General features: G+C 47.6%; 19 protein-coding genes, 1 tRNA gene and 1 pseudogene. 9 read left to right on the forward strand and 12 right to left on the reverse strand.

The genetic code is table 11. From position 1 onward, the window contains the following. Positions 1–169: 169 nt before the first annotated feature. The 5 genes and pseudogenes from JSU04_20400 to JSU04_20420 form a co-directional block, all read right to left on the reverse strand. Complete coding sequence (locus JSU04_20400) at positions 170–1,531, reverse strand: DUF853 family protein (protein MBS1972681.1); 1,362 nt, start codon at positions 1,529–1,531, stop codon at positions 170–172. Beyond that, positions 1,524–2,303 carry a hypothetical protein gene (locus JSU04_20405; protein ID MBS1972682.1) on the reverse strand — a complete coding sequence of 260 codons (780 nt, stop codon included), beginning with the start codon at positions 2,301–2,303 and terminating at the stop codon, positions 1,524–1,526. The genes JSU04_20400 and JSU04_20405 overlap by 8 nt, the downstream gene beginning before the upstream one ends. Positions 2,304–2,709: 406 nt before the next feature. After that, positions 2,710–2,786 (reverse strand) — tRNA-His (locus JSU04_20410). A 125-nt stretch (positions 2,787–2,911) separates the two neighbouring features. Next, positions 2,912–3,829, reverse strand: a complete 918-nt coding sequence (locus JSU04_20415) for a hypothetical protein (GenBank protein MBS1972683.1) — start codon at positions 3,827–3,829, stop codon at positions 2,912–2,914. 38 nt (positions 3,830–3,867) lie between these two features. Next, positions 3,868–4,701, reverse strand: a pseudogene (locus tag JSU04_20420) (glycosyltransferase family 2 protein). A gap of 27 nt (positions 4,702–4,728) precedes the next feature. Between JSU04_20420 and JSU04_20425 the strand changes: the two are divergent. Both JSU04_20425 and JSU04_20430 read left to right on the forward strand, forming a co-directional pair. Continuing rightward, the gene (locus tag JSU04_20425) at positions 4,729–5,355 is read left to right on the forward strand and encodes a hypothetical protein (GenBank protein ID MBS1972684.1); all 627 of its coding nucleotides are present in this window, start codon (positions 4,729–4,731) and stop codon (positions 5,353–5,355) included. Between the two features lies 1 nt (position 5,356). Continuing rightward, the gene (locus JSU04_20430; protein ID MBS1972685.1) at positions 5,357–6,406 is read left to right on the forward strand and encodes a rod shape-determining protein; all 1,050 of its coding nucleotides are present in this window, start codon (positions 5,357–5,359) and stop codon (positions 6,404–6,406) included. A 127-nt stretch (positions 6,407–6,533) separates the two neighbouring features. On the opposite strand, the gene JSU04_20435 is transcribed toward JSU04_20430, so the two are convergent. Continuing rightward, positions 6,534–7,478, reverse strand: coding sequence for an aminotransferase class IV (locus JSU04_20435; protein MBS1972686.1), 945 nt, complete (start codon positions 7,476–7,478; stop codon positions 6,534–6,536). Between the two features lie 326 nt (positions 7,479–7,804). On the opposite strand from JSU04_20435, the gene metG reads away from it, so the two are divergent. Next, positions 7,805–9,841: a methionine--tRNA ligase gene (metG, locus tag JSU04_20440; protein MBS1972687.1), complete on the forward strand. Its 2,037-nt coding sequence runs from the start codon at positions 7,805–7,807 to the stop codon at positions 9,839–9,841. 65 nt (positions 9,842–9,906) lie between these two features. Beyond that, the gene (locus JSU04_20445; GenBank protein ID MBS1972688.1) at positions 9,907–10,272 is read left to right on the forward strand and encodes a hypothetical protein; all 366 of its coding nucleotides are present in this window, start codon (positions 9,907–9,909) and stop codon (positions 10,270–10,272) included. Here JSU04_20445 and JSU04_20450 read toward each other — a convergent pair. Beyond that, the gene (locus JSU04_20450; protein MBS1972689.1) at positions 10,262–10,678 is read right to left on the reverse strand and encodes a hypothetical protein; all 417 of its coding nucleotides are present in this window, start codon (positions 10,676–10,678) and stop codon (positions 10,262–10,264) included. The genes JSU04_20445 and JSU04_20450 overlap by 11 nt on opposite strands. Before the next feature lie 81 nt (positions 10,679–10,759). Here JSU04_20450 and JSU04_20455 point away from each other — a divergent pair, with 81 nt between their 5' ends. Together JSU04_20455 and tsaA are read left to right on the forward strand one after the other, a co-directional pair. Next, complete coding sequence (locus tag JSU04_20455; GenBank protein ID MBS1972690.1) at positions 10,760–11,557, forward strand: RNA methyltransferase; 798 nt, start codon at positions 10,760–10,762, stop codon at positions 11,555–11,557. Next, on the forward strand, positions 11,554–12,318 hold the full coding sequence (gene tsaA, locus JSU04_20460) for a tRNA (N6-threonylcarbamoyladenosine(37)-N6)-methyltransferase TrmO (GenBank protein ID MBS1972691.1): 765 nt from the start codon (positions 11,554–11,556) through the stop codon (positions 12,316–12,318). The genes JSU04_20455 and tsaA overlap by 4 nt, the downstream gene beginning before the upstream one ends. On the opposite strand, the gene JSU04_20465 is transcribed toward tsaA, so the two are convergent. Continuing rightward, positions 12,304–13,581, reverse strand: a complete 1,278-nt coding sequence (locus JSU04_20465) for an MFS transporter (GenBank protein ID MBS1972692.1) — start codon at positions 13,579–13,581, stop codon at positions 12,304–12,306. The two genes, tsaA and JSU04_20465, sit on opposite strands and share 15 nt — an antisense overlap. Before the next feature lie 70 nt (positions 13,582–13,651). After that, positions 13,652–14,305, reverse strand: coding sequence for an exopolysaccharide biosynthesis protein (locus JSU04_20470; protein ID MBS1972693.1), 654 nt, complete (start codon positions 14,303–14,305; stop codon positions 13,652–13,654). A gap of 34 nt (positions 14,306–14,339) precedes the next feature. Between JSU04_20470 and JSU04_20475 the strand changes: the two genes are divergently transcribed. The 3 genes from JSU04_20475 to JSU04_20485 all read left to right on the forward strand — a co-directional run bounded on the left by JSU04_20475 (position 14,340) and on the right by JSU04_20485 (position 17,837). Beyond that, positions 14,340–14,879 (forward strand): sigma-70 family RNA polymerase sigma factor, encoded by a 540-nt coding sequence (locus JSU04_20475; GenBank protein ID MBS1972694.1) that lies wholly within the window; start codon positions 14,340–14,342, stop codon positions 14,877–14,879. Further along, on the forward strand, positions 14,876–15,376 hold the full coding sequence (locus JSU04_20480; GenBank protein ID MBS1972695.1) for a hypothetical protein: 501 nt from the start codon (positions 14,876–14,878) through the stop codon (positions 15,374–15,376). The genes JSU04_20475 and JSU04_20480 overlap by 4 nt, the downstream gene beginning before the upstream one ends. Positions 15,377–15,593: 217 nt before the next feature. Beyond that, positions 15,594–17,837 (forward strand): hypothetical protein, encoded by a 2,244-nt coding sequence (locus JSU04_20485; protein MBS1972696.1) that lies wholly within the window; start codon positions 15,594–15,596, stop codon positions 17,835–17,837. Between the two features lie 2 nt (positions 17,838–17,839). Here the strand turns inward: JSU04_20485 and JSU04_20490 are convergent, their stop codons facing one another. The 3 genes from JSU04_20490 to JSU04_20500 all read right to left on the reverse strand — a co-directional run bounded on the left by JSU04_20490 (position 17,840) and on the right by JSU04_20500 (position 21,595). After that, on the reverse strand, positions 17,840–18,619 hold the full coding sequence (locus JSU04_20490) for an endonuclease/exonuclease/phosphatase family protein (protein ID MBS1972697.1): 780 nt from the start codon (positions 18,617–18,619) through the stop codon (positions 17,840–17,842). Further along, positions 18,603–19,592: a cysteine synthase A gene (gene cysK, locus JSU04_20495; protein MBS1972698.1), complete on the reverse strand. Its 990-nt coding sequence runs from the start codon at positions 19,590–19,592 to the stop codon at positions 18,603–18,605. The genes JSU04_20490 and cysK overlap by 17 nt, the downstream gene beginning before the upstream one ends. 134 nt (positions 19,593–19,726) lie before the next feature. Continuing rightward, positions 19,727–21,595, reverse strand: a complete 1,869-nt coding sequence (locus JSU04_20500; protein MBS1972699.1) for a hypothetical protein — start codon at positions 21,593–21,595, stop codon at positions 19,727–19,729. Positions 21,596–21,771 lie beyond the last annotated feature (176 nt).

The following is a 21,771-nucleotide window of genomic DNA, read 5'->3' on the forward strand; positions in this document are numbered from 1 at the left end:
AAAGAGTCGGCCCACAATCGCCGACTCTTTTTTCGTTTTCAATTCAAAGAAACGAGCAAAAGATCAGAGAACATGAATTTAGATTTCATCGTAATATTCCATTTTACAGCCGTATTAGGCATAGGCACAAAAGCCTGCGGCCCAGAAGTACATAAGCCTTTTCAGTGGCCTAATCGCTGTTTGCTACCCGTACAATATATGCTTCAGCCAAAGGATATTTCTTTACACACACGCAATGCCCCACGCCGAGCGACTTGATAATATTTGGATGAATATTAAATTCCTCCACCTCCCTCAAAGATTTATTTCCGGTTGGCAAATCCCACCAAAGCACCTTTGAGGACTGCATGGTTTCCTTCCAAGATTTTTTCGTTCCGGCCATCGAAGATATTAACTCTGCACTCTCGGGCCGCTTTTGAAGAAATGCATAAAGAGTTGACGTATTTCCCATTAACCGGCCAGCAAACTCGGGACTAATTCTCAACAAATCGCAAATTTCTTGATGTGAAACTACAATCGAAATTTTTGATGACCGAGCTCGATCAAGAAAACCAATGAAGTCCTCTTGAGCAAGATCCGCAAATTCATCGATAATCACTGTAAACGCTTGCCGTTGATTTTTTGACAATTCGGCGTCTATTCTAGCAGAGACCATTTTTAAATCCTGTAAAATAAAACGTCCAATCACTTTGGCAGTCTCACCATATCGACGAGAGTCTAAAAATACAAAAATAATTTTTCCACTAGAAATAGTCTCGAATAAATTTATTCCATCCGCCTCTGAAGTTATGAGCTCGCCAAAATCAGAAAGCACCAAAGACTCTAACTGAGTTCTTAAACCCTGGAGAGACTTAAAGTTATCACTGCTATTTAGAAAATTGTAACAATCTTCCAACGCAGCTTTAGCTCTTTGGTCACTTTCAGGAACTCTCATAGATATCTCTTCAAGAAATTCAGAATTATTTACGGCCTCAAGTACAGTACCTAAGTGAAAACAATAATTTTGCTTATCTCTTAAATAACAAAGTCCAATTAAGACTTTCAAAAGAAAACTGGCAGATTGATTTTTATAGAACTCTTCTGACCAAGTTAGAGCTAACATAATTTTATCACGTAGCTGAGTAGGCGTTCCGTCTTCAATTAAATTGTATGAAACTGACAAGTTCTGGTCAGTTAAAGAAAATATTTGAAGATCTTCTATACGTTCACTTGCTGCTACGAAATTTGAAAACTTTGAAATCGTATCAATATCACCTTTTAAATCGATAAATAGCAGCCCCTTACCCTGCTGGATACGCTGCTTAATAATACTTGATAAGAATACTGTTTTACCGTATCCAGACGCTCCAACAACATGAACATGGTGGTTAAGCTGTCTATCAGTTAATTCTTCTTTTCTCCAAAGGGAGCCACTAACCTTACCAATTACAACTTTTTCTTGCTGAATACTTTTCACCTTTTCCTTCTTTAGAGGTTTTAAGTTTCCGCCACCTCCACTCACCATCTCTTGAAAAGCTTTTAGCTTACCCAACCTCTACCTCTTTCCTTTTGGTATAAAAATCTGTCAATAGGATTATCTGAAACAGTTCGCCATATATTCTAGTTTCTTTAATTAGGAACCGCGCAACAGATTCCTTCGAGCATACAAACTGCACCCGATCGAAAAATTTGTTTTTCAAATTTGCAGATCGCATATGTTGAACATACTTTCGGATTTTATCTTGGTAGCGAGATTTTGCCTTAAGTGCTATCTCTAGCTCAAACGCGACTTTGACCTCCGAGGAAGTGATATAGATGGAATCGGGTATGTATTGAGAAGCTAAAACACCGGTAAACTCACTTGAAGATCTTAGTTTTCGTTCTGAAGCCCAAGATTTAATTTTCTCGTTAGACTCTAGAAATAGCCTTGCCTTCAACACCTCTCTGTCATGAACAAAAGTTCTTTGGTCAAATCCGCCGGAAGGCTTATTTACAAATTTCTCTGGGCTATATTGTGTAAGTGCATAGTATGCTTTGAACGTTGCCGTAAAACATCTTGCTGGTTCCGAAAATGGTCTCACCGAATTCAGAAACTTAGCCTTTTCCAATTGCATGAGTCGCTTCTTTGCCCACAAAGAACTTCTAGCTTGCTCGTTCGACAATGTAACTTTGAAATACTTTTCGAATACTTCTTCGACTCCCGCAAATTTCATATCCATTATAAATTCGAGAATTTCAAAATCTCTATCAGTTAGAATGACTTTCTTAATTTTGTTTCTCGTCTCCGGATTCTCTCCCAACACTCTACTCATTGCTAATTGCATATCAAATCTCCTTAAAAGTTAAGTTTGCCCGCCCTAATCCATGTTCCAAGCTTGGGCTGACTGGCGAGTTTCCTCTGCTGACCACCTGACCTCGTAGAGGGCGGGTGGTCAGCAGAGATAAGGAAACGAGCCAGTCAGCCCTCCCCAGTCCTATCGAGGGCTTACAGGGCGGGCCTGGTCCCCAAGATAGGAGTTTTGCGAGATGGATAAAAAGATGAGTGGATTTGTAGAGGGTGAAAATCAGTCAGCACAAACTCAGCACAAGTTAGCACACAGGAGTCCCTGCATGTCCCTTGACGTCCCTAATGCTGAAAACAGCCTGGTTAACCCATTGATTCTAGGTTTAGTGAAGTTTCTTATACTTAGTTTTTTTAGATTTCTCGGTCATTTTTCTAGGAAAGAAAAATGGGGTGACTAACGGGACTTGAACCCGCGACCCTCGGAATCACAATCCGATGCTCTAACCAACTGAGCTATAGTCACCACAAAGAGTCCGTTGTTATAGAGCGTCTCGAAGCAAAGTGCAATGGAAAATTTCGCCGAGTAAGGGCTTTTTTATAGAAACCCCTCTGCGCCTAAATAGCCGATTTTACGGCAAAAATGATGAATTAATAGTCACACTCTTTAACCACAGGGCGGACTCCACAAAGAGCGCCGGCCTTGTCTTTAGGAACTTCGGTCGCCTCTGCCCACTCCCCGTTGGCGTTACAGCGCTTGCGCAAACACTGCACTTCCGCAAGATCCAGGCGACAGGCTTTCTTCTCTTTTTTCGGGTTGTTCTCACAAACCCAGGCGCACTGGTTCAACCGGCCGTCAGGCTGCGCACAGATCGCATTCTTGTCGTGCGGTTTTTCTAACGCCTTTTTCTCGGCCGCCTCTTTTTTGTGGCGAGCCTCGGCCTCTTTCTTTAGACGCACTTCCGAGTAGAGATTCTTTTCCTCCGCCGAAAATGGCTGCACAAGGCCCAATTTCCCCCGCGGGATTTTTTTACCCTTCAAAAGCACATCGTAAACGATCTCGTCGTTTTCGCGCACGCCTTGGAACTGCACCTTTTGGCCTTCCATCACCAGCGCACTGTCTTCGGCATTCATCGCTGAAAACTCCATCGAGCCTTTAATGACCTTGGCTTCGGCAACGGCCGTCTTGGGATCGTAGCGCAAAACCACGTCACCCACGGGGCTAATGAACTCAAACAGGTCCGACCGTAGAGCAATGTTGTACTTTTTCCCCGGCTCTTCCTTCCAGCGGATCGAACCGAATTTCAAAACCACTAAGGGACTGTCGCCGGTCTCCCAGCTGATAGAAGGGAACTCGACACGGCTATTTGGTAAAAGGCGCAAAGTCCGGTGCTCATCGATTTGCACCACGACCTCGGACTTTTCCGCCGTCTCCAGCGCCGCCTGTTCAATCAGCACGTGCTTTGCTTTCAGCTTTCCATCTTTTTTATCTTTATCAGTCCAATGCACTTTGCCTTGGATCTCCGTCACCAGCGGATACCTCGGAGCAGCCCCCGCTGCACTCACCATCAAGAAGGTCGTAAAACATAAAGTAAAACTTAAAGTTCTCATGCTTTCTTCTTTCTCATCTTGATTTCCCAGAGTTTGGCATGGCGAAGGAAAATCGAATACCCCGCCCCCACCGCGATGATAAATCCCGGGAGGCCATCCAAAAAGCCGAGCTTTAAGAAGTAACATTCCACAAACTTGGACCACGGTTTAAAGATGAGTTTTAGCAAAGAAAAGTTCTTCCCGGCGTTGGCCAAATTCCCCGCGCCAAGGCTGGAGTACTTATCATTTGTCAGCACCTGATCGCTCAGATCCTCAAACACCCAGTGAAGCATGTCATGACTTAAACGCTCTTTAGACTTTACTTGAACTTTTTCATGTAAGGCTGCTTCCGACCACTGTGAATGCTTACGATTAAATAGCCTGAGCTGCGCATCCGGGTACCATCCGCCATGGTTGATCCAGCGGCCGAGGTGATAGCTCCGGCGTGGAATTTCATAGCCCACTTCAGGATTCAGATTCGCAAACTTCTCAAGAATTTCTTGCTGCAACTCAGGGCTCAGAGCCTCATCGGCATCCAGCGACAGAATCCAGTCGTTTTTAGCCTGAGAAACGGCAAAAGCTTTTTGCGGGCCATAGCCTCGCCACTTTTCTTGGATCACCTTTGCGCCCAAGTTTTGAGCAATTTCAGCCGTCCGGTCGGTAGAGAAACTATCCACCACCACAACATCGGAGGCAAAAGGCACCGAACGCAGACAACGTTCGATATTCGCTTCTTCGTTGAGGGTCACAACTACAAGACTTAACGGTAAAGCTTGGGGCAAGTTTGTCGACATCTTTTAAAAGTCCCAACACTTCAATGTCTTGTCAAACATAAGTCGAGTCGTTAACATCTTACTTTAACTAGAAAGGAAGGTCTCATGAGAGTTTTATTCGGCCGTTGGACACTCATTATGGGCATGCTGCTTGTTTCGTCATCATCTCTAGCTTACCTCACCATCAGCGAGACCGCGGAGCTTCCGCCTGCGACTTACTACCAACTCGGTTTTGAACCACAGTTTTTGACCAACAAAGGGGGCGGCACCAACGTGACCGCGTTCTTTGATGCTCCCTTTTCTGACTCAACCTCAGGACGTCTGTGGCTGGGGGCCGGTGTCATCGACTTTAACGTCGGAGCGACCTTCAAGTACGTGCCATTTCCGGATGTTGATAACCAACCTGGAATTGGTTTCCGTGCCGGCGGTTTCTTTGCACGGAAGGATTCAGAAAACTTCCTAACTCTGCAATTAGCACCTATTTTCTCGAAAAAAGTAAACACCGATAACGGCCTGTTTACTCCGTACGCGGCGGTGGCTCTGGACTTCACCAACACCAAAGAGAAAAACTTCACCGGCTCACAAGTCGTGTTCGGTACAGAATATAAATCGCCTGAGATTCCAAAAATGTATTTTGGCCTTGAAGCTGGAATCGAACTCAACGATTCTTATTCATATATCTCCGGGACTGTGACTTTCCCGTTTGATTCCAGCAAAGGACTTTTTGAATAGTATGGAGCTTTTCTCTTGGTTAACGAAATCCGACTCTAACGCTGCTGCTGATATTTACGTTGACCTGGGGACAGCCAATACGCTGATCGCCGCTCGCGGAAAAGGCATCATTCTCAACGAACCTTCTCTGATCGCCTACACCCAACCAAGCCCCGGCAAAAAGAAAATCATGGGCGTCGGAGTCGATGCCCAAGAGAAGCTCGCAAAAACCGCGGGCAATATCATTGCGCAAAAACCCATCCGTGACGGCGTGATCGCTGACTTTGAAACCACTCAGACGATGCTAAGACACTTCCTCAGCAAACCGGGTGTGAAATCTGTCTTCTCTCGCCCACGTGTTGTTGTGTCTTTGCCTTATGGCGTGACGGACGTTGAAAAGCGCGCCGTGGTTGAAGCCTGCAAATGGGCAGGCGCTAAGCAAGTATTCCTGATCGACGAGCCCATGGCGGCGGCGATCGGTGCCGGCATTCCAGTGAAAGCTGCTAAAGGCAACATGGTGATCGACATCGGTGGTGGCACGACGGAAGTGGCCGTGATCGCCCTTGCTGATATCGTGTACTGCCAAGCGGTTCGCGTTGGTGGTCACAGACTTGATGAGGCCATCGCAGATTACTTCAAACGCTACAAGAAATTCATTATCTCTGAAGCTACGGCGGAGTACTTGAAAGTTTCTATCGGCACAGCCGTTCCTAAAAAAGACATTCACACAGCCACTGCTAGCGGCCGCGATGTGGATACGGGTTTGACGAAAACCATCGAAGTCTCTTCCGAAGAAGTCGGCTTTGCGATGAACGATGCGATTCAAGAAATTATCGATGCTGTTCACAGAGCGATTGAAAACACGCCGCCAGAGTTGGTTTCAGATATCATTGAAAATGGCATCGTCCTTGCCGGCGGCGGCGCTTTGATCCGCGATTTGGATTTACGCATTCAAAACGAAGTGCGCCTTGAAGTCCGTGTCGCTGAAAGTCCACTGACTGCGATTGCTAAAGGCGGCGAAGCTGTTTTGAGCGATCCAGAGCTCTTAGAAAAAATCCAACTCGAAATCTAACCCCTGAACCAAATGGTATAATAGACGACTCGCTCGTATATTATACCATTTGCAAGAAACACCCACTCTATCGAGTCGTCTATAAGACGACCTTCTCGTCTTATAGACCATTTACCCCAAAGACTCTCTATTTCATATCTTCACGAAGAAGACGGCGCAGAGTTTGCGCGACAAAGCCCACTTTGCCCTCACCGATTTTCTGCCCTTCGTACGAAGTCACTGGCAATACATCCAAAGTAGTCCCCACCATCATGACTTCTTTGGCAGAGAGTAAGTCCTTCTCATGCAGATCTTTTTCAACGACACCCTTGACTTGGCCTTGGCGAACGAGATCGCTTGCTAAGTGCAACGCTCGCATCATCGTGGTGCCACGCAAGATCTGACGTAAGTGCGGACGCACAAGCTCGCCATGCGAGTTCACAAGAATGATATTCTCTGTACTGCCTTCAGTGACAAACCCCTGAGAGTCAAAACCGATCGTAAAATCCAACTTTCGATCCACGGCTTCTTTTTTCATCATCACATTCGGAAGATAGTTACAGGACTTAATCACTGCAAACCAAGGATCTTTCGGCGGCACCGCGCTTTTACCAATCAGCGCCCCTTCAGTGTATTTCGCTTCAGGCATGGCTTTAAAAGCCGTCACGACACAATACAATTGCGTGCCGACCGAGTCGTAAGGATTTGTCGTAAAACCACCCGGCCCGCGCGCCATAAATAAACGCACGATTGCGTCACCGGCTCCCGACGCCTTCACCGTCTCGTGCACGATCTCCACGAGCTTTTCGCGTGAAAAAGGCCACGCAATTGAAAGCTGAGCCGCTGAAGTTTCAAGACGATCCAAGTGGTCGTTCATGAGGTATACCTTCCCCTGAACGACCTTCATAGCCTCAAACACCCCATCACCACGATGGACCAAGTGGTCATCCACAGGAACCATCATTAAAGAAGGATCACGCACAATCCCGCCATACCAAGAAGAGTACATCGCGAGATAAGTCTTTTTTTGTTCATAGGAGTAAAGGCTTAGTTTTTTAAAAATATCATCGGACGACAGAAGAGGAATGCTCACAAAGACTCCTATTTACGGTTCCAGTTTTAAAACATGCGGATGAGTACGATGTCTTATGGTAATCGCTTTAACCTGCGGAGGAAAATAATTTATGCGTCACTGCCTGGACCATAAATAGCCGCGCTGACGCAGGGAGCCCATAGTAATGTGATTAGAATCGCAAAAGATTTAGTGGATACATCACAAATCGTGCGTGACGCAGTGAACTCTGGTGAGGTAAAAATTCAGACAGCTTTGTATCACTTGAGCTCGGGAGTCATAGAGTTCAAATAACCAAAAAGGGAGGCCTCCTGGACGCAACTTCTTCATCACCACGCAAAATTCTGATGACGACGGCTCTCCCCTACGCCAATGGTTACATCCATATTGGCCACTTAGTGGAGTACCTTCAAGCCGATTACTGGAACCGCTTCCAAAATATGCGCGGCCATCAGTGCACTTACATCTGCGCTGATGACACCCACGGCACACCGATCATGGTAAAAGCCCGCGAACAAGGTATTACTCCAGAGCAGCTCATTGCAAAATCTTACGAAGAGCACACGGCGGACTTCCGCGACTTCCAAGTGGAGTTCGCTCACTATGGTTCAACCAACTCAGACGAAAACCGCAAGCTCATTGAGCACTTCTATGCAAAGTTCAAAGAAGGCGGCCACATCGTCACGCGCGCAATTAAGCAGCTCTATTGCAATCACGATAAGATGTTCTTACCAGATCGCTTCGTAAAGGGCACGTGCCCGAATTGCGGCGCTAAAGACCAATACGGCGATTCTTGTGACGTGTGTGGCGCAACCTATGCTCCGTCTGACATGAAGGACGTGCACTGTTCACTTTGCGGAACTCCGCCGGTTTTGAAAGACAGCGAAAGTATTTTCTTCAAGCTCAACGATTACAAAAAATACCTCGAAGAGTGGATCCCAAAACACACAGCGACTGATATCGGCAAAAAGATGCTCGAGTGGTTCAATGAAGATCTTCACGACATCGACATCTCCCGCGATGAACCTTACTTCGGCTTCCCGATTCCAGGAACGAATAACAAGAAGTTCTTCTACGTGTGGGTGGACGCCCCGATGGGTTATATGTCTTCAACCGAGCAATGGGCTCGTAAGCAAGGCAAAACCTTGAACGACATTTGGCAGGACCCTGCCCGTGAAGTTTATCACTTTATCGGCAAAGACATTGCCCGTTTCCACACGATCTTCTGGCCAGCCTTCTTGAAGGCGGCGGATTTCCGTGCGCCAAATCACGTCTTCGTTCACGGTCACTTGATGGTGAATGGCGAAAAGATGTCGAAATCAAAAGGCACTTTCATCGCGGCTCGCACTTACTTGAATCATTTGAATCCTGAATTCTTGCGCTACTACTATGCAACAAAACTAAATGGCACGGCCGAAGACATTGATCTCAATCTTGAAGACTTCGTGACTCGCGTGAATTCAGACCTCGTGGGTAAGATCACAAATCTTGCCTCCCGTGGCGCGCAGATGCTGAAAAAGAAAATGGACGGTGTCATGACATCTCCGGATGCTCAAGGGGCTGATCTCATTCGCTATGCCCAGGAAAAATCCGAAGAGATCGCGAAATACTACGAGGCTCGCGATTTCGTCAAAGCGACGAATGAGATTCGCGCGCTTGCGGATAAAGCCAATCAGTACTTTGACGAAAAAGCTCCGTGGAAAACTCTCGAGGCCGATCCAAAAGGCACGAAAGAGGTTTTGACGACGACTTTGAATGTCTTCCGTATTTTAGCAATTTATCTAAAGCCGGTTCTTCCGCATTACACAGCGAAAGTTGAAAAACTCTTCGGTGAAAAGCCTTATCAATGGGCTGACACGAAAAAGGTTCTCACAAACGCGACAATTCAAGATTACGAACATCTTGCAAGCCGCGTAGAAGCTGACAAAGTGAAGGCCATGGTTGAAGAAGCCAAAGCCTTGAACGAAAAAGTCGCGGCTGAAAAGAAAGCCGCCAGCACGGCAGCACCAAAGCCAGCGGCAGCTGCAACCTCTGCTAGCACAGATGGCAAGTCCGGCGAAATCACTTTTGATGACTTCATGAAAGTCGATCTCCGCGTGGGCACCGTGGTTGATGCTGAAGAAATCAAAGAAGCTGATAAACTCCTTCGCCTCAAAATTGATATTGGCGGTGGAGAAATCCGTCAGATCATCTCCGGCATCAAGGCTGCTTACGCACCTGACAAGCTCAAAGGCCGTCAGGTTTTGGTCTGCGTGAACCTGGCTCCTCGCAAGATGAAATTCGGCATGTCTGAGGGCATGGTGCTCGCAGCGGGTGAAGGCGGCAGTGACCTGTTCGTTCTTTCTCCGGACGCGGGCGCCAAGACCGGTCAGCGTGTAAAATAATTTAAACCGAGCATACTGTTTGCAATACCACTCCCTGTTTTTCCAAAAGAAAACAGGGAGTTTTTATGTCCGGCCATTCGGAAATCGTCCGCGACTACGTCGAACTTCGGAATTATCTGGCGCAAAGCCATCCCCAGCCAAATATGGAGTTTGAAATTTGCTTCAAAATTAAATCGGAAAGCCTTATCGCTTTTAGTTCGCAAAGCAAGGTGGGCTCTGAAATTGCGAAAGTTCAGCCTATATTTTTTCAGCTATACACACCTCACTATGGAGTGCGGTTTGAAAGCTATGCTTCCGATCTCATCAAATATGTTAATGATAATTACAAAAAAAATGGCGCCCCCAAAGATCCGGTGGGAAGAATACTTCATCTATGTCAAGAACATCGCAAGAGCTTAAAATTAAAAAGTGGATATGAGCCTATGAGTTAGCAAGAAATTTTATAATCTGTTGCCAGTCTTTGCCGATTTCAAAACGGCGTTCAGCAACAGATCTTTCGCGAATATTAAAATCATCCACTTCGCGCAATACCCACTGCCCTTTTTCCAAAACAAACTCCGCCATCATCTGTGGCGCGCGAATTCCCAGGGTTGTTTCGAAAGGATCAACCTGAACGAAGCCATAAAACAAACCTTCGCTAGCGGCCTCCATAGCAAAATCCCATTGGTCGCCGTCAAAGACCCGGTTGTCTTTTCTAAACTCAAATACGCCCGGGCTAGGTTCTTTGATCTTAAAATGCATCCAACCCTGATCATGAGAAAACTCCTTGGGGTCTACTAAAAGCCCCAAGAGTTTAATCAGTTCATAGTGATCAGCGGCGGTCATTTTTTCCAGCATGCCTCCCTTTTCGGCTGAAATAGGCGCCTTTTAAAGGCTAAGAATTGACCGAGGACCCTGTCTCGGCCTAAAAGATTCCCTATGAATCCTAAGGACTTAAAAGCCCTTCAACACATCCATAAACTCATGCTGGACCTTGAGAAAAAAGGCCCGAACCCCCGCTTTAGTCCAGAGGAGCTCAGCCCTATCCAAGAAGCGCTACAAGCCTTCGTGAGCCACGAAGAGCACGTCTTTCAGAAAATCGGCGCGATCGCTCCGCATCTGCATGAGGGCATGACGCTCAAACAATTCACTTCATGGATCGTACCGATTGAGCGCCTGCTGCAAAAAGAACTGCGCGATGATGAGTTTCTGATTTACTCCGAAGACGGCACCGCAAAAGCCGTCGAAAAGATTCCTCTTGTTTTCGTTCTTCATAACTTACGCTCGGCTTTCAACGTAGGTTCGATCTTCCGCACCGCTGAGTGCTTTGGTGTCAGCAAGATTTATCTCTGCGGCTATACGCCCCTGCCGACACAAGACAAGCTCGCTAAAACCTCGATGGGAACGGCCGAGCTGATTGAATGGGAAGAAGTTCTTAGGCTCAATGACGTTCTGACTTCGCTCCGTGCGCAGGGCTATCACGTCGTGGGCCTTGAGACGACCTCGCACGCAGTTCCTTTGCAGAAGACCTTTGTTCAAGGTCCCACGGCGTTTGTTCTCGGCAATGAGCGCTTCGGTATTGATCCCGAGTCGCTAAGCCTTTGCAATGAAGTCCGTAAAATTGAACTTCGCGGGCAAAAAAATTCTCTCAATGTCAGTGTGGCGGCTGCGATTGCGACTTACGAGTTTTCCCGCCAGTGGAGCTCATCAGGGAATTCTGCCGGGAGCCCGTCGTGAATTTCGAGCCAATTGGAACTTACCATTCCGATGCCAAAGCTCCTTACGAGGCCGCTCGCCAGCCGCTCGATCGCATTGCCACTATTGGCGAAATTCGCTTACAACCTGGCCAACAGTTTGAACAGGCCCTTGAGGATCTCGAAGGCATTGAGCGCCTGTGGCTCATCTATGTGTTCCATCACAACACGACTCACTGGAAGCCAAAGGTCCTCCCACCACGTGGCAGCGACAAAAAGGTCGGCGTCTTTGCAACACGTGCCCCCTATCGTCCGAACCCGATTGGCATGAGTTGCGTAAAGCTTCTTAAAATCGACGGCCTCAAGATTTATGTCGAAGGCGCAGATCTGCTGGATGGCTCTCCGATCCTTGATATTAAACCTTATCTTCCGTATGCAGACGCCTTTCCGGAGTCAAAAACCGGCTGGCTAGGAACTCCGCAAAAGTACGCAGTTCTGTTATCACAGTCGGCGCGCGAGCAGATTGATTTCCTGAAGTCCCGTGGAGTTTCTCAGCTCGAAGATTTTATTCTCAATCAGCTGGAGTACGATCCGACAAATAGTGATAAAAAACGGGTCGTCGCTGACGGCGATGACTTTGTGCTGGCCTATAAAACCTGGCGCATCCGTTTTTCATTGAACGAAGAAAAATCCGAAATCACCGTGAAGGGCCTTTTCTCCGGTTATAGCGAAGCGGATCTGGCAGAGACTGCAGACCCTTACGCAGATAAAAATACTCATAAAGAATTTTTAAGACGCTTTTAGCACGGCTTCGTGCTCTTGATCGGAAATCTTTTTCCAGTTACGAGACTGCTTCACCACGGGGATGCAGAAGATCACACGCAAAAGCGCGCCCCCGGCAAACAGACTCCAGTAAACCGTCTTCTCCGCACCAAAAGCACTGAGCACCCGGGCTCCGAAGAAAGTTCCGATAATGATGGCGAGTGAATTTAAAAGATTATAAATCGTAATCACCGGAACCTTCTCGTCTTGGCGAAGGTCTTTAAAGAAAACCAGCGACAGGCCATTTTCAAAGCATGCCCAGCCCATGCCACTCATGATTTGCAAAGCCACCACGTAGTAGTAACTTTCACTCACCGCCCAGAGTGCCGGCAGTGGCGACACTAAAAGCAGGCCCGCGATCATGACCTTAAAGCCGTCAAAGTTGCCTTTAAGACTTTGCATAATAGATAAAGAAATAATCTTACCCACCATCAGAGCCGCAATGGCCCCCATGTACTGGCCGTAATTCATTTTCATTTGCGCCAGCATGTAGGGAGTAACAAACGGAGAAGACACGTAAACCGCGATCTGATACGGCACCAGATACGCAAAGAAGCGCTTCTTGTGCTTTCCGCTCCAGAAGACTTTCCAGGAATCTCGCAAACGATGCACTTGATCTTTCAGCACCCACTCGCTCTGATACATTTTCCTTGAAAGAACCAGCGACGACGTCAGACGACAAATAAACGCAAACACAAAGAGCATCGTAAAGACCGAGGTGAACGGGCCGAGAGAGACTTTGTTGTGCAAAGCCACTCCACCGCCGACAATGCCAAAAAGAATTCCGAATTGCTGAATGCGATTGCGAACTGAGAAAAACTTGCTACTGCGATTTTCCGGCACGAGCTGCCCCATCCAGAAATTCCACGCCGAACCCGCCGAGAAGCCCGCTCCCCAATACAGTGTCAGAATAAAAAACATAATCCAGAAATTCGGCGCCCGCGTTGCAGAGAAATAAATTAACGGCAAGAATGCCGTGGCTTGCAACGCTGTTGAGAGCACCACCCAGTACTTGTGTGAATGAACTTTATGAAGGAGTCGCGGAGTCACAAGTTGCAGAAGCGCGCCACTCACAAGCGGCAGCGAAGCCAGAATTCCCGCAAAGGCCTCGCCCATTCCGATCGACAGCGAGTACGCCGGCAGATAGGATTCCCCGGCACCAACCATCAAGCTATAAAGAAATGCATCCAGATTCGAAAGCTTGAGGCTTTGCTCTGTACTACGAACGCTTCGACCGAAAATCATGGGGAATCACCTTGGGGTTCTTACGAAAGATGATTCTATTATATCCCGGGTTTTCAAGACTGCTACGGATTTAAAAGGGGCTGGCCCAAGGTCTTTGCGCAAAACTCCACGCGCCGGCACCGAGCGAGTAGAAGAAAAGTAGCATCAAGCACGAAGCCGCGTAGCTAAAAAGAATGAGAAAGCCATCGTCTTCCAACTGAGCAAAAACAATCGACAAAATCACAATCGCAGGAACGGTGTTGCTAAAGGGAATCGGCAAAGGCAACGCCAGCAAGAATGCGCTCACAATCAGAAGTAACAAGTTAACGAACCGAAACGCGCGAGCGCGGGTTAAAAACAACAGTCTAGGATGCAGGTATTTTTCCAGACGCGACCAGATTTTCCGGGCAATTCCCGAAATTTTATGCAGAGCTTTTTGCGGGATCTCACGATCGCGAAATCGCCGTGGAATCCATGGTTTCTGATTTAAAAACTGCAAGGTCGAAGAAATGATAATGATGATTCCGATGGGCGTGGAAATTCCCGGCAACGGGATTGGCTGAAGAAAGAATAGACACAAAAGCAGAATGAGAACTCCATGCCCCATCTCGCCCAATAAGTCGACGAGCTCTCCGAGCGTAAGGCTTTTGCTGGTGCTCTCTGCCTCAATCAGCGCAATGGCTCTGAGCAAGCGACTTTCTTCTCTGGTATTTGCAGCGTGAGACTCTTGTTGTGTTTCTGCCATAAGTTCAACTATAGTATCCTTTTTAGGGAAGGCTATGACAGCGAAAAATGATCAAGATTTACTACTGAGTCTTGCACAGGGCGATGACAGTGCGCTTGATCATTTTTTTAAACGCCACTCTAATAAAGTCTATAACTATGCGTTGAAACGCGGCCTCAATGGCGAGCAAGCTCAAGACCTGGTTCAAATTGTTTTTATGCAAATTTATCGGAAGCGCTCAAAATACAATCCAAAGTATGCAGCCCTGGCATGGCTTTATGTGATCTCCAGGTCAGAGCTAAAAGACTATAGATTACGCGAAGTTAAAGATTTTGCAGAATTTGACGATTCCGTGTCACAAACCCCATCACAAGCTCCTAATAGAGAGCAGAGTGAAGAGGTCTCACATATCATGGCGGATCTTTCCGACAAAGAACGCCAGATCGTTGAGGACCGATACATTAACGAACTTGAGTACGAGGAAATTGCTAAAAAACTCAACGAAAGCGAAAGCAATATCAGGCAAATCGTCAGCCGGAGCTTAAAGTTTCTACGCAAGAAACACGCTGGCAAAATCACTGGAGGTGACCTATGAAAGATTTCGAATCCTTTTTAGAATCCGGTCATGCTCAGCTCGCTCCGGAAGCTCTCGACAATCTCAAAAAAGAAATTTTTCCGTCACTCTCTCGTGTCGCAATCAAGCTCGGCCTGGTTCACCTCGTCAGTTCTTTCCTCACACTGATGGCGTGTCCTCAGTTTGGCTTAAGACTTTTCTTTAACGGTCACGGACTCATGCACTACTTCATGAAAGCCGGCAGCGTCGCATGCTTTGGCTTCTGCGGAGCTTTTTACCTCGGCACCACTTTCTGGATTGCTAAGTTTGTCTTTGGCGAATTCGAGTGGAGTGTCTTAAAAAAGAACTCTGTCTTGAGCCTTGGTACTGTTGCTCTGGCATCCTTGGGCGCTTTTGCCATGCTCAACAGCCGCGAGTTGACCTTTGAAGTGGGCTTTGTATGGCTTTTAGGTGCGATCGTGAGTGCAACGATTCCGCTGCTCACTCAAGTGCGCCACCGCCCGCTTTTGAAAATCTAAAAAATCTCAGAATGAGATTTCTTGAATAAATTTTGTTAGACTTTCGACTGGAGTTTTCGCGAACTTCGACCGTTAGTTAAGTATGCGGTTTGTAAGCGGAATTTCAATATTACTTTGTTTATACTTCGTGCTTCCAGCTAGCGCCTTCGACCCCGCCTCCACCAATATGTTCTTGCGCGGGGAATGCCAACAATTCCTCGATAACAAGTGCACAAAAATGTCGACGGGTGTGCGCCGCTCGCTCGAGGCCTGTGCGATCAATCAAAAGGCTCATGAGTGTGATAAGATCGCCGCCGAAAATCCTGAGATCAAAGATCTCATCGTGAACTGCAACGCCAAAGAATTCTGCGAACAGCAAACCTACTCACCCACCGATGAAGCCCTTGCCTGCTGGAATGGCCTGAAGGGATCGGTCGTCGATACCGCAAAAGCGATTAGCTCGATCTTTACCGGCGCCTGGGACCGCATCAAAGCCGATCGTGAAAAGCGCGCCGCTTTTGTTGCTTCGTGCGACAAATCCATTGCTTGTAAGCGGGATCTCACCAAAGACTTTCCGTATCATGCAAAACTCAGCGACGCCGAACTCAACAAGTACTCCGCCGATCAACTTCTCCGCATGGTGGAGTATGATGCCATTGCAAGAAGTTACAAAGCCTACAACTACGGCGGCAAATCCGATGCAGTTCCAGCAGCAACAAAAGATCCCAACGAGGGTCTAAAAAAACTCCAGGCGCTTTGGGCGACGGCCAGCGAACTTGCTTCACAAAAATACCATCGCTATAGCTGCTACACGCCTGCTGCGAAAGAGGAACTCAAGTGCTACATCTTTGCCACCATCGTTGACCCCACATTTGTCGCTGGCAAAGGCGCAAAACTCCTCAAAGCCCGTCGCCTCCTTGAAGCCGTCGAAAAAGAAAAAGAGGTCACCGCAATCGCCGCCCGCGAAGTGCGCGCCCCTGTCAGATCCATCGGCAAAACGGAGTTCTCTAGCAAGTATTTGAACTACTCCCCGACGACGAAAGAGCAAAACCTGCAATGGATGGCCTTAGCTGAGAACGCACCAAAGAACACGAAATTCTTTGAAGTCGAAAACTCCGTCATGAAAAACTTGAACGACACGATGAAGGATAAAAACCTCGTCACCAGCCTCACCAACTACCACAAAGAGATTCTGCAAACTAAAACTGAAAAACTCATGGCCGACCTCAAAGCAGAGTTCCCGGATCTTGAGGTGGTTGCTTACTCCGATTTTAAAGCCAGCCGTTTTGCCTTTAAAGGGCAAGCCCCGCCCGATTTGCAACAACGCCTGAATCAGATCTTAAAAGACACCAATCAAGAGTTTTCGGATTTCGTTGTTAAAAATGGCATCGTCAAAGAATCCGAGCATCCCGAAAACTGGTTCCGCGCCGGTTACGGTGAAACCGCCGACCAAGCAAGTCTTGCTTCCCGATACTCACGACAAAGCAGCGAAAACTCTCTGCAGAGCTATGCCGCTTCCGAACTAAAATCCACAATGACGATGAAAGTGCGCTCGGTTGAGTCCATGCGCACGCAATTACAATCAGAGTTGGGACACACATCTCTGCTTGAGGGCACGACCAAGAAAACACTTTCCGCAGATGCCATTGATATTATCCGTAAAAATGGCAACGACGTCGCGAAAACTCAAGCAGACCTTAAAAATCGCTTTGGTCTTTCTGAAATCTCTGAAACTTCCGTCCGAAAAATGCAAACCTATGTAAAATCCGTCGACGAGTTCTCGCCAAGCATTCACATTGCTCAGCGCGAGATTTCACACTTAGATGAAGCCCAGTTCGGCGGTCTTTCTGCGGACATGGCCGGCATGGGCTCTAAAAACCTAAATGCCACGGCAAAAGCTCTCAGCGAATCAAAGAGCCTTGATGAGGCCCTCGCTCAAACTCGCAAATCCGAAAAGGCCATAACAACTCAGTTTAATAAGCAAAAAGAGACTTTCAAAAACGTCATCCAGGATGTGGTCGGCAAAGACCGCATTAAAACCATCTGTAGTGGGGACGACTGCACGGCCATTCCAAAGCAACTTTTGAGCGATACTGAAAAAGAAAAAATTCTGCAAAAATTAACAGATGCGGGATACTCGTCAGAATTCCGCCTGGCGTTTATTCCTGAAAATATCGCCGATGCCTCCGCCCGCACCCAGATGGCGGTTCACGGCGAAAGTATCGAAAAAGCCCTCCGTAAGAATCTGGCTGATAAGATGGAGCCGGCAAAACTCAAAGGCATTGTCTTTGGGGTTGATATGAAAACAACGAAGCTCAATCAGGGCGGAGTCAAACTGATCACCGCGAGTAGTTCGCAAGTGCGGCTGTCTTCAAGTGAAGAGCGACTTATTTCTGACAGCTTTCAAAAAGCCCTCGAGCAAGTGAACCAAGACCTTGCCAAAAGCGGCGCCAATGCGGGTTATCGCAGTTGGAATCCTTAGCCCTATTCAAAACTCAGAATGATTTCTAACGGAGTGTGATCGGAGCCTTTAAAGCCGTGCAGGACCTGGTTTTCATGGACATTAATTCCGCGCACAAAAATATGATCCAACTTAAAGAATCGATTATCGCCCTTAAAGTCCACTGGATAAAGTTTTAGCTGTGATAGCATTTGCACGAGTAAAATCCAGCGCCGCGTATTCCATGTATTAAAATCGCCGGCAAAAATAAGTGGCCCTTTGTGGGCCTCTATCTGTTGGATTTTTTCTTCGATGGATTTAATGAATAAATTCGTTGTGGTGAAATTGAGCGAATGCGTATTAATCACCATGAGCTTGTCTTCGCGGCCTTCGATTTTAAACTGAGATAGTAGCGCAATCTTAGGTGTCAGCAAAAACAACTCACGGCTTTTGGTGCGCACGAATTTTAAGTCATAGCTTTCCGCCCGGGCGCCAATCACCACGCCGGTGGCGTGATCGGGGTTCAGGTGAAAACTCGCCGCCATATTCCAAGCATAGCGCGAAAAATCATTGCGCCAGATATTCGGCATTTTGTGATCGGTGATGGCTTCTTGCAAAAGAACGAGATCATGACCTTTGATGATGTCACGGAATTCCGCTTCCCAGCGAGGATCTTTCCCCTTCCACACATTCCAGACGAGGACCTTCACATTTTTCTCTGGCAAGGTTTTTTCGCTATAGGCCCCGATCGTGATCAAACTCTCGTGGGCCGAGGGAACATAAAAAGGCGTTGTGAATAACTTCGACTTAGGTGACTTTGGCAAGGTACTCATCCAAAACAGTGGCCACTGGAAGTGCCTGGGCTTCATTGCGCTCTTGTTCCGCCAACAAGGTCGACAAATAGCGCTCCGTATAGCTTGGCACAATCACTACGATGTTCTTACCGCGGTTTTCTTCTCTGGCTGCGACTCGAAGTCCTACAGCGATTGCTGCCCCCGAGCTAATCCCCACAGGAATGCCTTCTTTTTTAATCACTTCCCGCGCCATTTTCATCGCGTCTTCTGAAGAGATCGTTTCAACACTGTCGACAACATTTCTGTCGAAATTCTTCGGCACAAAACCCGCCGCGAGACCTTGTATTTTGTGTGGCCCTGGCTTGCCACCAGAAAGCACAGGGCTCTCAGTCGGCTCAACTGCGATCATTTTCACTGCAGGCTTCTTAGCCTTCAGCACTTGACCGACACCCGTGATCGTTCCCCCCGTCCCAACACCTGAGACGACGATATCGACTTTTCCGTCGGTGTCGTTCCAAATTTCAAGGGCCGTTGTTTCACGGTGAATTTCAGGATTTGCCGGGTTCTCAAACTGACTTGGCATGAATGCATTTTTATTCTTATCAACGAGCTCGAGCGCCTTAGCAATGGCCCCCTTCATTCCCAGCGGGCCCGGAGTCAATACGATCTTCGCGCCTAAAAGCAGCAACAAAGTTCTACGCTCTTGCGACATTGTCTCTGGCATTGTCAGAGTCAGATTGTAACCGCGAGCCGCACAGATAAACGCCAGCGCAATGCCGGTATTGCCGCTTGTCGGCTCAATGACATCCATGCCCGGTTTTAATTTTCCCGCTCGTTCCGCAGTTTCAATAATATTCATGCCGATGCGATCCTTCACGGAGCCCAGCGGATTAAAAAATTCAAGCTTCAGTAACAACTTTCCCGGAAGATCTTTTCCGAGGCGTTGCATTTGTACGAGGGGGGTTCTGCCGATTGTTTTTGTAATATCTGAGTATATTTTCATGGCTGTCTCGCTCTCTCTGAGAAGAATGAGACTCTAGCTTAGCTTTTATTCCCTGCTAATTCCAGAATATGCAGATGTGTCATTTGTCATGATTATGTTTCAGGACTGAGGGCCGTGCGACAGTTCACAATGAACTAAGCCGCACGGATTTTGGCAGCAAGAGCCGCTTGCTGAGCAGCGGCCTCTTGTTTTTGCTCATGGTCTTCGATCATGTCATTCAAATAGTTCTGCGCTTGATACTTTGAAATCGCTGCGACAGCGTCCTTCTGCACATGCATGTGAGTGACACCTTGTTTTTTCAAGCGGTCCATTTGTTTGTTATAAAAGACCCCGCCCTTGGGAGTGTACAGGACGTATTTATTATTGTTTGGCAAATAGACATAGAGATCGAACTCCACTTGCCGGTCTCCTTGAAGTTCATTGAGGCTGATCTTAGCCATGTCTTTTTGATGAGAATCTTCAAGGATTGCTTTAATCGGACGGCGCGGAAAGAAGGCCATCGCCACTTCGTTTCCTTCGTGCACCGACTTACGCAAGAACTCTGCGTACTCCAACGCCCAAGGCTCGAAGTCCACTTGCTTGATTTTGATTTCCATTCCATCGTTATCAGAGACTTCCTCTCCGTTGTCTTTGAGGAATTTGAAAAGCTTTGCTTTCACCGAATCAATAAACACCTGGTCTATCTTGCGGTTTTTACCCATGACGGCGACGAGGTATCCCGAAAAACGCTCGGATTCAACGATGATGCACGCGGCACTGGTATTGTCCTGGGCCTTTTCTTTAACAACTCCATCACGAACCATCACCGACTCTTCAAGAGACTTCTGGGTTCCACGAGCGATCAAAGTTTGATTGGCATCACTGCGGGCGCGTTTTTCTCTAATGCGCTCGACGTGAGCGCGATCATCTTGCATCGGCGCCCAGTTGGAAGCCGCTTGGCGACGACGGTATTCACGCGAACCTAAACCCTCTTTAGGAATGCCGTCGCTGTCTTTGCCAGAAGAATTGTCGCCAGTACCTTCAGCACCCGGCGCACCACCACTCCAGCCATTTTCTCCATCAGCGCCAGGCTGCCCTGGATACCGAGGCTGACCGTTTCCGCCATCTTGCGGGTTGATGTAATTAGAACCGAAGCCATTGGGATTTTGAACATTGCCAAAGCCACCTTGGCCACCTGCTGGCGGAACGTAAGTGCCACCAGGCCCCGAGGAGCCTTTTTGCACGTAAGTTTGGCCGAAACCATTCTGCCCATTTTGCATTCCACCGGAGTTCTCTCCTTTGCCTTGCAAGTATGGGGGCAGAGAATTTTCCTGATTTTTATTTCCAGAGTTCATCGTCGGAATAAAATTCGACTCTGTCGGACGAACGTCGTCGTCATCAATGGCTGTGGCGACGATGTTGTTGTTATCGACTTTGTTGCTGGTCGCGGTCGTAGTGATGCTGCCCTCTTCGCCCAAGAGCTGAGCGAAAAGTTTGCCGGCATCGCCACCCATCTCGCCGCCGCCTTTGATTTCGATATTACCGTTACCACCACCCTTGATGGAGATCATATCGTTGCCGTCGGCGTCTTTCTGACCTTGGAACTTGTCGTTGGCATTCTGAACAGTCGCGCGAGTTTGTTGATCTTTGAGGTACTTATTCACGCAACGCTCGATCGCAGGGCCCGTGACTGGCGGATACACACGATACTCGGTCGCAGCTTCGTTCAGCATTTTGAAAGAAGTGGAGTTTTGATTTTCAGCAAAGGCGATGCAGGCAACTGGGAAAGCTTGAGCAAGAAGTTTAGGAAGAGCGCGGACTTTTTTATTGGGGTGATCAACGCTGATCAAGATGTAGCTAGGTTTGTTTGAAACGATTTGAACGAGGGCCTCTTTGAGATTCGCTGTGGAATAAAGTCTCCAGCCACGATTTCGCAAAAACGTTTCTACCACTGCCAACGATGAAACGTTGGATTTGAGGATAAGCATCGTCTTGGGTATTTCTACCCCTTGAGTTTCACTCATAACCTGCCTGTTCTTCCCTTTATTCCAGTAAGTCATTCAGTCTACTTAACGGAATATTTACCGGATCTTTACAGGTCTTTGACAGGGCCTAGGACTAACTATCGAACAGTTTATTGCGGTCGATGTGGTAAGGTCGTGCCAGAACACTTCAGAAGCCCGACCTTGCCTTGAGGAGA

Source organism: Bdellovibrionales bacterium, assembly GCA_018266295.1.
Lineage (GTDB): Bacteria > Bdellovibrionota > Bdellovibrionia > Bdellovibrionales > Bdellovibrionaceae > JACMRP01.